Annotated in this window: 14 protein-coding genes and 1 pseudogene; 4 read left to right on the top strand and 11 right to left on the bottom strand. The window is 73.1% G+C overall.

Translation table 11 applies throughout. The annotated features are described in order from the left end of the window. From ASG00_RS18800 to ASG00_RS01795, 8 genes and pseudogenes are all read right to left on the bottom strand, one after another. Window positions 1–456, bottom strand: a pseudogene (locus tag ASG00_RS18800) (S8 family serine peptidase); the annotation flags it as partial. Next, a complete protein-coding gene (locus tag ASG00_RS01765; RefSeq protein WP_056206400.1) occupies window positions 453–857 on the bottom strand; it encodes a hypothetical protein in 405 nt (134 codons plus the stop codon). The gene ASG00_RS01765 and the pseudogene ASG00_RS18800, both read right to left, overlap by 4 nt. A 116-nt stretch (window positions 858–973) precedes the next feature. Then, a complete protein-coding gene (locus tag ASG00_RS15080) occupies window positions 974–2,116 on the bottom strand; it encodes an RDD family protein (protein WP_056206402.1) in 1,143 nt (380 codons plus the stop codon). Beyond that, complete coding sequence (locus ASG00_RS15085; protein ID WP_137877770.1) at window positions 2,113–3,411, bottom strand: hypothetical protein; 1,299 nt, start codon at window positions 3,409–3,411, stop codon at window positions 2,113–2,115. Before ASG00_RS15085 ends, ASG00_RS15080 begins: the two co-directional genes overlap by 4 nt. 147 nt (window positions 3,412–3,558) lie before the next feature. Beyond that, entirely contained in the window at window positions 3,559–3,852 is a 294-nt protein-coding gene (locus ASG00_RS01780) for a WXG100 family type VII secretion target (protein WP_045245769.1), read from the bottom strand. A 1-nt stretch (window position 3,853) separates the two neighbouring features. Continuing rightward, the gene (locus ASG00_RS01785) at window positions 3,854–4,171 is read right to left on the bottom strand and encodes a WXG100 family type VII secretion target (RefSeq protein ID WP_056206405.1); all 318 of its coding nucleotides are present in this window, start codon (window positions 4,169–4,171) and stop codon (window positions 3,854–3,856) included. Between the two features lie 120 nt (window positions 4,172–4,291). After that, on the bottom strand, window positions 4,292–4,582 hold the full coding sequence (locus ASG00_RS01790; RefSeq protein WP_056206407.1) for a WXG100 family type VII secretion target: 291 nt from the start codon (window positions 4,580–4,582) through the stop codon (window positions 4,292–4,294). Window positions 4,583–4,615: 33 nt separating this feature from the next. Next, entirely contained in the window at window positions 4,616–4,930 is a 315-nt protein-coding gene (locus ASG00_RS01795; RefSeq protein ID WP_045245778.1) for a WXG100 family type VII secretion target, read from the bottom strand. A gap of 274 nt (window positions 4,931–5,204) precedes the next feature. On the opposite strand from ASG00_RS01795, the gene eccD reads away from it, so the two are divergent. The 3 genes from eccD to ASG00_RS01810 are packed head-to-tail and all read left to right on the top strand — an operon-like array spanning window position 5,205 to window position 9,242. Then, window positions 5,205–6,542: a type VII secretion integral membrane protein EccD gene (gene eccD, locus ASG00_RS01800; RefSeq protein ID WP_056206409.1), complete on the top strand. Its 1,338-nt coding sequence runs from the start codon at window positions 5,205–5,207 to the stop codon at window positions 6,540–6,542. 4 nt (window positions 6,543–6,546) lie between these two features. Then, window positions 6,547–7,908, top strand: a complete 1,362-nt coding sequence (gene eccB / locus ASG00_RS01805; protein ID WP_056206413.1) for a type VII secretion protein EccB — start codon at window positions 6,547–6,549, stop codon at window positions 7,906–7,908. After that, entirely contained in the window at window positions 7,905–9,242 is a 1,338-nt protein-coding gene (locus ASG00_RS01810) for a S8 family serine peptidase (protein WP_056206416.1), read from the top strand. Before eccB ends, ASG00_RS01810 begins: the two co-directional genes overlap by 4 nt. A 23-nt stretch (window positions 9,243–9,265) precedes the next feature. Here ASG00_RS01810 and ASG00_RS01815 read toward each other — a convergent pair whose 3' ends face one another. Then, the gene (locus tag ASG00_RS01815) at window positions 9,266–10,330 is read right to left on the bottom strand and encodes a DUF5684 domain-containing protein (protein WP_056206417.1); all 1,065 of its coding nucleotides are present in this window, start codon (window positions 10,328–10,330) and stop codon (window positions 9,266–9,268) included. 142 nt (window positions 10,331–10,472) lie between these two features. Between ASG00_RS01815 and ASG00_RS01820 the strand changes: the two genes are divergently transcribed. Continuing rightward, window positions 10,473–10,994 (top strand): YbhB/YbcL family Raf kinase inhibitor-like protein, encoded by a 522-nt coding sequence (locus tag ASG00_RS01820; RefSeq protein WP_056206419.1) that lies wholly within the window; start codon window positions 10,473–10,475, stop codon window positions 10,992–10,994. A gap of 389 nt (window positions 10,995–11,383) precedes the next feature. Here ASG00_RS01820 and ASG00_RS01825 read toward each other — a convergent pair whose 3' ends face one another. Further along, window positions 11,384–12,520 (bottom strand): pyridoxal phosphate-dependent aminotransferase, encoded by a 1,137-nt coding sequence (locus ASG00_RS01825; RefSeq protein ID WP_056206420.1) that lies wholly within the window; start codon window positions 12,518–12,520, stop codon window positions 11,384–11,386. 7 nt (window positions 12,521–12,527) lie between these two features. After that, window positions 12,528–13,075, bottom strand: a 548-nt coding sequence (locus ASG00_RS14215) for a His/Gly/Thr/Pro-type tRNA ligase C-terminal domain-containing protein (protein ID WP_235559058.1), incomplete at its 5' end; no start/stop codon positions are given.

A 13,075-nucleotide genomic window follows, 5' to 3' on the forward strand; every position in this document is an offset into this window, starting at 1 on the left:
GGTGCGCTGACCGTCCGCCGTCTGCACCCCGCACGCAGGGTCGGTCGAGTTCAGCGGCGCCACGTAGTAGTCGATGGTGGCCTTCGGAGCGATGCCCCGGATCTCCCCGGGGCCGGCGCCTGTGCCCACCAGGAGCGACGCCACGGAGGTGCCATGACCGGAGTCCTCGGTGTACGTGGTCGTGGTCGCCGCGGAGCCGTCGCACGCCGGCCCGTGGGTGACGATGTCCGCGCCCACGAGTGCGGGGAACTCGGTGTTCACCGGTCCGTCAATGACCGCGATGGTGACGCCGGAGCCGTCGATGCCCGACGAGTGGAGCTGCGCGAGGTTGTACTTGGCATACCACCAGTTGCCATCGGTCGTCGCCGCGGCCGACGCGGCGGAGGGCACGAGCGCGAGCGCGGTCGCGGCGACGAACGCCGTCGCCGCCGCGATGCGCGGTGCGGCGAACCTCACGATCCGTCGACCCAGGCGCTCGCCACGGCGGAGCTGTCGGTCTGCGCGGCTCCTGCGGGTGGCGGCGGTGCCGAGGCGGCGGACGGTGCGGCCGCGACGTCGATGGCGTGCTCGAGCATCCCCGCTGTCAGTGCAGAGAGGTCATCGGATGCCACGAGGCGCTGGGCGGCCGCCTTCAACGCGTCGGAATGCTCGGTGATGACGGTCTGGATGCCGGTCACGGAGTCGGCCAGCGTCGATGCGTTGCGTGCGAGCCAGGCGTAGAACGTCGCTTCGGCCGCTTCCGTCGAGTGCCCGTCGACGTGCGTCAGCTCTTCGGACGTCGGCAGCTGCGCCGACTGGATGAGCAGTTTCTCGGCCTGGTTCTGCACGGCCTCGAAGTTCACACCGAGCCACGACATGTCAGCGCCTCCCCCTCTTGGATCGGATCAATTCTTGTGGAGGCGCTCGTCGACGATGTGCGCACCGGGGAATCGGTGGATAAGTCGCGCGGTGGCGGCCGCGCCGCGGCATCCGCTCAGTCGGAGTCGCCGAGGAGACGACTCACCGTGAAGACGCGGTCGCCGAGTCGCACCCGGACGCCGTCCTCCACCTGCGTGCGCGCCCCCGGCAGCACGGGCGTGGCGTGCCCCTCTTCATCGAGGAGGTCCGTGCCGTTGGTCGATCCGACATCGGTGATCCAGGTGCCCGCGCGGGTGTGCTCGAGGCGGGCGTGCGTCTTCGAGACGGTGCCGTCGGGGTCGCGCACGACGACCAGCTCGTCACCTGGAGCCGTCGGCTCGGGCCGGCGCCCCAGGTTCACGGCGACCGGCACCGGAAGCTGCGCGCGCTGTCCGGTGTCGAACGCGAGCAGGAGCTCGCCCGATGACGGATCTGCCGCGGGTCCGTCGGTCTCCCACGGGACGACACCCCGCCGACGCGGACCGGGCTGTCCCGTCGATCCGCCGCTGTCGCCCCCCGTGACCTCGCCCGGCAGCGTATCGACCACCGGCGTCGGTGCGGCGGAGATCACCCCGCCCACCCGCGGAGTCGAGGTGATGAGGGCGGGCGCGGCATCCGGCCGACGGATGACCGGCGCGATCGCCGCGCTCCCGGCGATGCCCTCCCCTCGCTGCGTCCTCACCGCGGGGGCCGGCAGCACCGTGGCCCCGTTGTCGGGCGTGCCCATGACGACGTCGGCCTCGTGACGGCGAGGCACCGCGACGACGACGGTCTGCGCCGCGCGATCAGCCCAGGAGCGTCGGCGAGGCCCGCGGTCCCACGCCGCCGACGCCTCGACCAGCCACGCTCCGACGCCGAGCACCGCAGCACCCATCGCCGAGATGAGGCCGCGCACGAACGCCCGTCCCACCCCCGGCGAGAACGGAGCGTCCGCCCTCGTCACGCGCAGCCGGAGCAGCGCCTTCCCGATACTCGTCCCCGTGCGTCCCTGCACCACCCACAGGGCGACCAGCGCCTCGAGGGTCGCGACCACTGCGAGGAGGACGGATGCCGAGGCGACTCCGACGACCGTGGCGATCGCCGCTACGGCGGCCATGTCGATCGTGAACGCGGCGACCCGTGCGCCGACACCGGCCACGGCGCCCAGATGGGTCGACCGCGACGCCGCGGTGTCCCGTCCCGTGCCGACGGCCCCGCTCGGCGGCGACCCCCCGCTCATGCGCCCATCATTCCACGCAGCAGGTCGATGGCGTCGGCGGCCATCAGGCCGGCCGGGAGCGCCAGGGCGATCGCGAGCCACTCGATGACGTCTCCCGTCCGCGACCACGCCAATGACCGCGCACCCCGGGCGATGGGGATCGCCGCGAGACCCGCGAGCACGCCCGCCGCCAGCAGCACGACCGCCGAGACGGCGAGCACATCGGCGTCGAACGCGCCGATGATCCCGGCGACGGCGGTACCGATGACGACCGTCGCGGCGAGCCGCGGCATCCACATCGTCACGGGCGACAGGGCGCGGCGGGATCCGAGCAGGAGGGCGGCGGCGGCACAGATCGCGAGCGCCACGCGGCCCGCGAACACGAGTGGATCGGTGAGGGGAAAGCCGGGCAGCGCGATGGGGGCGGTGGCCGCGGCGATCAGCGAGAGCGTTGCGGTGCCCGCCACGAGCCGAGCCGAGGATCGCACGGCGACTTCGGCGGCGGTCGACGCGGAGATGGGGCCGCCGGGCTCGGGATAGGTCTGCCGCACCGACCAGCGCGTCGTCTGGAATCGCGGATAGTCGATGAACATGCCCGGAGACACGTCGAGCAGAGTCGCGACCAGCAGGCGGCGCGCCACCGGGACGAGCCCGAGCGAGACGGCGGCGGGTGCGGACACGGGAAGGTCGAGCATCATCGCCGCGCCCCAGACCAGCGCGAACGGCAGCAGCACCACGGCGGTCACGCCGAGCTCGGCGCGGAAGGTGGCGGCCGAGGCGACGAGTCCGAGCAGCCCTGCGAGCGCCGCGGCGCATCCGAGACCGGTGAACACCGCCAGCGACGCGGATGCGGCGGGCATCTCCGGGATCGCGACCGCGCCGCCGGCGAACGCGAGCGCGAGCGGGCCCCACGCGCTCCCCGCGCCCGTCGCGCGCGGGGACGCCCGCGTCGCCCAGGGCACCGAGGAGGCGATCGCCGCGGCGAGCGCGACGGCGGCGAGGACCGGCCGCGCGGACGGGACGATCGCGTCGGGCGCGCCGAGCGCGACCACGGCGACCCCCAGGCCGAGCGCGCCCAGAGTCCACCAGAGGGCGGCGCTCTCGACGGCGTCGCGCCGTCGGCGCATGCCGCTCCTCGCGGTGGGCCGGCGCTCACCCGTCTCGACGACGGTGAGGACCGCGCCGTCGTCGAGGTCGCCGATCGGCGACCCCGGGGCGATCTGTCTTCCGCCCCGGCCGAGGAGCGTCTGGCGGGCAGGGTCGAGGTCGATGCGTGCAGCGTGCAGCGCGTCGGCGACCGTGCGGTCGATCGGCACGGAGAGATCGTGACGGGACGTCGCATCGATCACGGCTATGCGCCGCCTCTCGATGACGGGGCGGGTCACTGAGCGAGGTCTCTCGACGGCGTGCCGATCTCGGGTTCGCGGGCCGCAACGCGTCGCCTCGCCGGATCGGTCATGGTCTCAGCCGTTCCGGAAGAGCTTGGCCGAGGCGCGGTCGGACTCGACGTACCCGGCCGACATCTGATCGGCCGCGCGGGCGATGCGCTCGAGCAGATCCCGCATCTCGGAGAAGGTCGCGCTCCACGAGCGCTGCGCCCGCTGGTAGGCGGATCGGGCATCGCCGTCCCAGCTCGCCTCCAGCCGACCGACCTCCTGCTCCAGGCCGGCGAGGATCGCGCCGATACGGGCGCTCTCCGTGCGCAGCTCCGCCGCGCTGACCTCCAGAGCGAGCGGGTCGACCGAGAAGTCGTGCATGTCAGCTTCCGCCCATCATGGTGCCGAGGCCCGAGATGGTCTGCTGGTGCGCGTCCTCCGTCGCGGCCTGATCGCGTTCGGTCCCGCGCAGCGCCCCGTCGAACTCGACGAGTACGGCGGTGAGGCGCTGCGCATCCCCGCTCCACGTGGACACCAGCGACTGGAACGCCGTCGCGGCGTCTCCCTGCCAGTACGCGCCCAGCTGGTCGAGTTCGCCTCGGACGCGACCGATGCTGTCGACGATGTCGGCCCGCGCGCCCGATACGGCTTCCGCACCGCGCCGCAGCGCGCCCTCGGCGGCGCTGATCGATCCGGTCATGACTCCTCCTGTGATCGATTCATCGACGGTGACGAGACGGATGCCGGTGGCCGCGGCATCCCCTCATCGGCGAGGCGGTGATCGCCGACCGGACGCCCGCCCGCGATCACCGCCCGAACGTCAGAGCGAGAATCGGCCTGCCGACGACTTGTCGGATGACACGTAGCCCTGCGAGATCTCGGTGGTCTTGGCGGAGATCTGCTCGAGCAGGGTGTTGAGCGCGGTCAGTGACTGCGTCCATTTGCGCTGTGCGGTGTCGTAGGCGGTCTGCGCCTCACCGTTCCACGAGGCGCGGAGCTTGCCGACCTCGTTCTCGAGCTGTTCCAGCCGAGCCTTGATTCCGTTGGCGCCGGTGCGGATCTGCCCGGCGAGGGCGACGACCTGCTCGGGCTTGACGGACATCGACTGCATGATGACTCCTCTTACTCTCTGCCGACGCGTGCGTCAGCTGCCCATGATCGACGAAAGACCGGAGATGGTCTGCTGGTGGGACTCTTCTGTCGCCGACTGGTCGCGCTCGGTGCCGGTCAGGGCCGACTCGAGCGTCACGAGCACCTCGTTCAGCTTGCGTGTCTCGTCGTCCCATCGGGTCATGAGCTGGGTGTACGCGACGGCGGCCGCGCCGGTCCAGAAGCCGCGCACCTGCTCGATCTCGCCACGGACGAACTTCACCTGCTGGTCGATGCCGGCCTTCGCGGTGTTCACTGCCTCGGCTCCGCGCTTGAGCGCGCCTTCCTCGGCGGAGATCACATCTGCCACGTCAACCCCCTTCATTCATTGACTGGATCGGAGTGGGGCTCCCGTGCGGTGGTCGTCACCGTGATCGAGCGCCTCGGGTCCGACGGTAGCCATCGGCCCCCGCGCTCGGGGCCCGATCCGGCCATTGTGGATAGTTCGTGGATGAGAGTTCTGTCATCTGGATCCGGCTCCTCGCAGTCATCCCCAGGCGCATTCGAGGGCTTCCACGCCGCGGCTACACTGGCGGCGTCGTGCGCGGGCACGGCGGATGAGGGCAACGAGGGGGAGCGCACCGGTGAGTCAGAGCGTCGTCGCCTCGCGTGCTCTCGTGCGCGTGTCGGTGCAGTGCGAGGGCCGCCGGCTCGACATCGGCATCCCCGCTCAGCTGCCGCTCATCGAGCTGATGCCGGGCTTCGCGCGCAGTCTCGGCGTGCTCGATCCGACCATGACGCACGCGGGCTATGCCCTGCAGCGCGCGGACGGCACGGTGCTCGACGTCGCGCGCGGGGCGGCGGAGCAGGGTGTCGACGACGGAGACCTGCTCACGCTCGCCCGCGGCGGTCTGCTTGCTCAGCCGCGCGTCTACGACGACATCGTCGAGGCTGTGATCGACGCGACCAGTTCACAGCACAGACCCTGGTCGCTCCAGGACAACGCACGCACGGCGCTCGCCGCGTCCCTCACGCTGCTCGGTGTGTGCGCGGCGCTGCTGCTCGCAGCCGGCCCCGGGCTGGGTCTCGGTGCGATCGTCGCCGCGGGAGGCGCGGTCGTGCTCGTCGCCGTCTCCGCCGTGGTCGGCCGCCTCGGCCAGAGCGAGGCGGGGCACGGCCTCGGCATCGCCGCGGCCCTCTTCGGTGCTCTCGCCGGATTCCTCGCGGTGCCGGGGACGGAGATCTGGACGTGGCCCCTCGCGGCCGCGGGACTCGGTGCGGTCGTCATCGGCGGCGCCTCACTCGCCTTCCAACCCGACCGCCCCGAGATCCAGCTCGCCCCCCTCGTCGCGGGCGCCGCGGTCGGCGTCACTGCGACGCTCGCCGCCGTGCTGCCGGTGGATGCGGTCGCCGTCTACGCGGTGATGGTCGCGGTCGTGGCGACGCTCGGCAACGGGCTTCCCTGGCTCGCCCTCAGCTCGACGCGCATCCGGGTCATCTCGCCCCAGAGCGACGCCGAGGTGTTCGCCGCGCCGACACCGATCGACGGTGACGACGTTGCGCGGCGCATCGCGGCGGGCCATCGCGTGCTCGTCGCGAGCCGTCTCGCGCTGGGCATCGTCGCGCTCGCCGCGACACCGCTCGTGGCGGCCGCGAACGCGGCCGGCGCCGCGCTGTGCGCACTCGCGTTCCTCGGCATGATGTTCCCGTCGCGCCAGTCCTACGCGCGCAGCGCGGTGCTCGCGATCATGGCGCTCGGCACCGTCGGCCTCGCCGTCACGGGTATCACGGTGACCGTCGGCCAGCCGGCGCTTCGCCTCGTCCTCCTCGTCGCGCTCATCATCGCCACCGCGGTCGTCGTGACGATCACGGTGCTCGCGCCGCGCGCGCGCACCCGGCTCGCACGGGTCGCCGACACGATCGAGCTGATCATCCTGGCGGTGCTGCTGCCGCTCGGGGTGATCGCCGGCGGATGGGTCTGACCGCGTGGCGACCAAGAGCGACCTGATCGAGGCGCAGAACTTCTCGCGCCGCCGCCTGCTCACGGCGTTCACGAGCGGTGCCCCCGAGGGGAAGGAGCTCGAGCCCGCCGCGCCACTGCGCGCCGTCATCGCCGCGATCGCCCTCACCGCCGCGGTCGTGCTCGCCGGAGTGTTCTACGGGCTCATCCAGCCGGGGCTCCCGAGCGGCTGGCAGAACGGCAAGCTCATCATCGCGAAGGACACCGGCGCGCGCTACGTCACCGTCGACGGCGTGCTGCACCCTGTGCTCAACACCGCCAGTGCGCGTCTGCTGATGCCGGCCGGGCAGTTCGACGTCATCAACACGAGTCAGTCGAACCTCGCCGACATCCCCCTCGGCTCGACCGTCGGCATCGTGGGCGCGCCCGATCAGGTGCCTGCGGCATCCGCTCTCATCGACACCGGCTGGACGGCCTGCCTCGCCGACGCCGCCGGCATCGCCGTACAGCTCGGCGAGGCACCGGCGGCCACCGCGACAGACCGGGCCATCGTGGTCGACGCGGCCGGCGGCCGGTACGTCGTCGCAGGCGGGACGAGTCACCTCGTGGATGCCGCGTCGGGCGACGCCGTGCTGCGCGCCGCCGGGATCGCGGCGAGCACGCCGCGCGCGGTGAGCGTCGACTGGCTCAATCTCTTCACTCCGGGGGCCCCGCTTGCTCCACTGACCGTGACGGACGCGGGCGACCAGGTGCTCGGCACGACCCTGCGCGTCGGGGACGTCATCCACTACTCGGGGAGCGCCGAGGACGATCGCTTCCTGGTGCAGTCGGATCACACTCTCGCCCCGCTCAGCCCGCTCGCGTGGCAGCTGTACCAGCTCGGCAGCGGGGCGAAGGCCACCGACGTGAAGGACGTTCCCCAGTCGGTGAGCTCGGGACTCCCGACCGCGAAGGAGCCGGCGGGTGGCGCCGACTGGCCCGCCGCGGGATTCACCCCCCTCGACGCGGCGTCGCGGCCCTGCGCGCTGCTCGCGAGCGACGGACAGGCGACGCGCACCGTGCTGGCCGCCCGCGCCGCGAGCCTGCCGGCTCCGGCGGGAGTGAGTGTCGCCGCCGGTCACGGTGCGCTCGTCAACGCCGCCGGGCGCGGCGATCAGTCGAGCGGCCTCGACACCCTCATCGACGCGACCGGCACCGCCTACGCGCTGCCGGGCGCCACCGAGCAGACCCTCCAGCGTCTCGGCTACCAGGCGACCGACGTGACGACGGTCACCAAAGCCTGGATCCCGTTCTTCCTCACCGGGCCGGCGCTGACCGAGTTCGGGGCCGGCGGGGGCACCGAGGGGCAGCAGCTCTCGCCGAGCCCGACGGCGACCGGGGCCCCGTGACGGCGGGCCGCGGCATCCGTGCGGTCGTCGGCGTCGCGCTCGGAGCGGCGCTGCTGGCCGCGGCGACGCCTGCGGCGGCGATGGGACGAACGGATGCCGCGTTGGCGCGCCCGCTCGCGACCGACACCGGGGAGTGCACCGCCTCGACGCGCATAACCGACCCGGTGAAGGCGCTCGGCGTGCTGCAGAGCGGTGATGCCTGGCAGATCACGCAGGGCGCAGGAGTCACCGTCGCCGTCGTCGACTCGGGGGTCGCGGCGAACCCGCACCTCGATGGCGCGATGGTCGGCGCGATCGACCTCGTCGGTGACGGCGCCGGTGCGAACGCGGACCTCAACGGCCACGGCACCGCGATCGCAGGTCAGATCGCCGCGCGCCCCCTCGACGGCTCCGGTGTCGAGGGCCTCGCCCCGGCGGCGCGCATCCTGTCCGTGCGGGTGTTCGCCGGCACCGAGTCCGACCAGGTGAAAGCGGGATTCGGCCCCTCGGTCGCCCGTCTCGCCGCGGGCATCCGCACCGCCGCCGACAACGGCGCGCAGATCATCAACGTCTCGATGAGCACCGCGACCGATGACGCCGGTCTGCGGGATGCGGTGGCATACGCGGCATCCCGGGGCAGCCTCGTCGTCGCGAGCTCGGGAAACCGCGACAACCAGCTCGCCATCGAGGAGAATGCCGCCGACGGTGCGCGCTACCCGGCGGGCGATCCGGGGGCCGTCGGCGTCGCGGCGACCGACCTCAGCGGTGTCGTGACGGACGCGAGCATCCACGGGCCGCACGTCGCCCTGGCTGCGCCCGGCCAGGACATCCTCACCACCTCCACCCAGGGCGGCGACTGCATCTACGTCTCCGACAAGCCCGCCACGAGCTTCGCGACCGCCTACGTGTCGGCGGCGGCGGCGCTCGTCGCTGCGGCCTACCCGCAGGAGACGCCGGCTCAGTGGGCCTATCGCCTCGAGGTGACCGCTGTGCGCGCGAATCCCGACCAGCGCACGGATGCCGCGGGATGGGGAACGATCCAGCCGTACGAGGCGCTCGTGATGGTGCCGGGTGCGGGCGTACGCGGGCCGGTGAGCCCTTTCGTGTCGGCGGAGCCGGTCGTCAGCGAGACGCCCTCCGCCGCGGTGAGCGTCACCGCTCGGCCCCCTGCGAACAGCGAGGCGGTGTTCGTCGGGGTGATCATCGCGGTCCTGGTCGCTGCCGCGCTCGCGATCGTCGGCACCCTCGCGGTGCTGCGCAGACGGCGGCGTGCCGGACCACACGAGGGGACGTCGTCGCTGCCGGCAGCACACGCGAGCCACGGGCTCTACGGAGATCCGCCGGGCGGGCGGTGATTGGCGGCATCCGCCGGATCGCGTCAGTGGCCCGGTTCGAGTCGCAGCGCCATGTCGCCGAGGCGGAACTCGCCCGTGATCTCGGCCACCGTGTGCGCGGCCAGCGATTGCACGGATCCGCGGGCGTCGACGACGCTCGTGCCGTTCGTCGACCCGATGTCGCTCAGTGACCACCGGCCCGCGATGAGGCGCAGCGCGGCGTGCTGCGTCGACACGGTGCGGGTCGCGTCCGCGATGGCGAGGTACTGCACCCCGGCCTCGTCACCGAACGGATGACGGCCGATGATGACCCGATCGGACGCCACCGCGTACCGCTCCCCGTCGGCGGTGACGATCCACCAGGCGGCCGCCGTCGTTCCGTCGCCGGGTGCCACGGAACGCCGTGAGCGTCGGCGGAGCGGCAGATCGGCGACGTCGGTGGGGAGCACCGACGGCAGGTCGTGCGAGGCGGGAACCGCGTCGACCACCTCGGCGGCAGATTCGGATGCGGGAGGTGTCTGGGCGGCGGGAGCCGCGACCGTCGGCACCCCGGCGGCGTGCGCCCGCGGGGGGCCGGCGGGGGCGAGCGGAGTGGCGCCGGGGGCAGCGAGCGGCGAGCCCCCGGGGGGAGCGGGGAGGGGAGCGGCATCGGCCGCCGGCACACGCTCGCCGATCAGGCCGACCATCACCGCGGGCGTGTCATCGTCCTCGTCGTCGGAAGGGGTGCGTACTTCGGCGGGTGGGAGCGGGGCGCGGGCGCCGACGACCATCGCCCAGACCGGTGGGAGGAGGGCGCCGATCACCGTCGTGCCGACGCCGAGTCCGAAGCGGGCACCGACGCGGTGTACCGCCCTCACGTGTACGACGTAGCCGTAGACGTTTACGACCGGGACGAATGCGAGCACCGCGAGCGCCGGCTCGAACCGGGCCAGGCGCAGCAGCTCGGCCTCGTTGCCCACCGGGATCCAGGCCCGCCAGCCGTCCGCGTCGACCGCCCGGAAGACCCGCGACAGCCCCGCCGCGTACCACGCGTGCAGGGTCGCGGCCACGACGACGAGCGTCGCGACGATCACGACCGCGACGACGAGGGAGCCCGCGGCATCCGTCATGTCTCTCCCCCCGATCAGCGTCCGGCGCGCTCGACGTTACCGGGCGCGATGCCCCCGAACGGCACTGTGCACAGGCCGAACGGCGGATGTCTCGACCCGCGACCCCGGTGCGCGCGGAGCCGGCGCGACGTAGCGTGGGGGCATGAGCCTCGAACGCCCCGTCACCCCCGACCCGTACCCGCTGCTGCCCGCCGTGCCGGCCTTCACCGTCACGAGCGCCGACATCACCGACGGCGCCCCGCTCGACGACGCGCAGGTCGCCGAGTTCGGCAACACCTCGCCGCAGCTCAGCTGGTCGGGCGCCCCCGAGGGCACCCAGTCGTACGTCGTGACGTGCTACGACCCCGACGCGCCCACCCCGTCGGGGTTCTGGCACTGGATGCTCGTCGATCTTCCTGCCTCGGTGACCTCGCTCGAGCGCGGCGCCGCGGCGGCCGCGCTGCCGGAGGGTGCCTTCCATCTGCGCAACGACGCCGGCCAGCCGGGATTCATGGGTGCCGCGCCGCCTGCCGGCGACCAGGTGCACCGCTACTTCTTCGTCGTGCACGCGGTCGGGGCGCCGACCCTCGGCATCGACGAGGATGCCTCACCCGCCGTCGCCTCGTTCCAGCTGGCGTTCCAGACCCTCGGCCGCGCGATCATCCACGGCACGTACGCGCACTGACCGGCGGCATCCGTGCCCGTCGGCGGCGCGGCACGCTGGCCGCGGTCCGGCGGCCGCCGGTCGCCGGTCGCCGCCCGAGCCGCCCGAGGTCGGTGGGACGGCACGTTGCGCGACGCGCGCGCGGCCGTGCGCCGCGCAACGTGCCGTGCGACAGCGCGTGGTGCTGCTGCGGTCCGTCGGGTGGCCGTGCGGCCGTGCGGCCGCGCGCCGTGGGCCGCGCGCGTGGGCCGTGGGCCGCGGTGGCGCCGAGCCGGTCAAGCCGGTCGAGGTCGGTGAGACGGCTCGTTGCGCGGTGCGCGCGGCGCCGTACGTCGCGGAACGTGCCGTGCGGCAGCGGGCCGCGCGGTGGGCCGCCGGGCGGCGGGCCGCCCGGCGGCGGGCGCCGCGCGCTAGGGCTGCGGCAGGCGTGACAGCCCGGTGAGCAGCGGCTCGACGCGACCGGCGTAGCAGACGCGCACCCACCCTTCGCCGGCCGCGCCGAACGCGGACCCCGGTGCCACGGCCACCCGCTCGGCGACGAGGAACCGCTCCGCCCAGCTGGACACGTCGCCGCCCGAGGCGTGGGACACATCGATCCAGAGGTAGAACGCGCCGTCGGAGCGCAGGTATGGGATGCCGCGGGCATCGAGCAGCTCGCGGGCGGCGGCGAGGTTCGCGGCATAGGTCGCGCGGGCGGCCTCGACCGCGTCCTGCGGGCCTGTCACCGCCGCGAGCGCCGCGTACTGCGCGGGCGCGTTGACGCAGCTGACGATCGCCTCGTTCGCCGGACCGAACAGGGGCGTGAGCGGCGGCGGCGTCACGAGGTAGCCGATGCGCGCGCCGGTGAGCGCGTAGGTCTTGGAGAGCGAGAACACACCGACGGTGCGCTCAGGGGCGGCCGCGAGCACGCTCGTGAACGGCAGCCCGAACGTGAGGTACTCGTAGACCTCGTCGCTGATGATCCACAGGTCATGACGGCGGGCGAACGCGACCAGTGCGTCCACCACCTCCGGCGGGTACACGACGCCGAGCGGGTTCGACGGGCTGTTGACCAGCAGCACCCGCGTGCGCTCGGTGACGAGCGAGTCGAGCCGGTCGACGTCGGGCACGAACGCGTCGGCCACCGTCAGCGTGTACGGCACCGGCACGGCGCCGACGAGCCGCGGCGCCATCGCGAACGTCGAGTAGCCGGGGTCGGGAATGAGGATCTCGTCGCCCGGCGACAGGGTCAGCGTCATCGCGAGATGCAGCGCCTGCGATCCGCCTGCCGTGACGTGCACGTGATCCGCACCGCCGGTGTAGCCGTTGAACGACGCGAGCTTCGCGGCCAGTGCCGCGCGCAGCGGCGCGATGCCCGAGTTCGCGGTGTAGTTGGTGACATCCTGCTCCCACGCATCCGCCCCCGCGGCGAGCACGTGCGGGGCGACAGCGACCTCCGGCTCCCCGACCGACAGTGCGATCACGTCGTCGAGCGTCTGGGCGAGCTCGAAAATGCGACGGATGCCGCTGGGTGGCACCGACTGCGCGAGAGGGGAGGGGCGCGGCATCCGGAGCCTAGGCGCCGCGCAGCCGCTCGGCCAGGTAGCCGTGCAGGGCCTCGAGCGGCACCCGCTCCTGGCTCATCGTGTCGCGCTCGCGCACAGTGACCGCCCTGTCCTCGAGGGAGTCGAAGTCGACGGTGACGCAGAACGGCGTGCCGATCTCGTCCTGGCGGCGGTAGCGGCGACCGATCGCGCCGGCGTCGTCGAAGTCGACGTTCCACGCACCGCGCAGATCGTCGGCGACCTCACGCGCGAGCGGCGAGAGGTTCTCATTGCGCGACAGCGGCAGCACCGCGACCTTGACGGGGGCGAGGCGCGGGTCGAGCTTGAGCACCGTGCGCACGTCGGTGCCGCCCTTCGCGTTCGGCACCTCCTCCTCGACGTAGGCGTCGACGAGGAACGCCATCATCGACCGCGTGAGGCCGAAGGAGGGCTCGATGACGTAAGGCGTGTACTTCTCGCCCGACGCCTGGTCGAAGTACGTGAGCGACTGGCCCGACGCGGTCGAGTGGTTGCCGAGGTCGAAGTCGGTGCGGTTCGCGATGCCCATGAGCTCGCCCC

This window comes from Microbacterium sp. Leaf351, assembly GCF_001423825.1.
Lineage (GTDB): Bacteria > Actinomycetota > Actinomycetes > Actinomycetales > Microbacteriaceae > Microbacterium > Microbacterium ginsengisoli.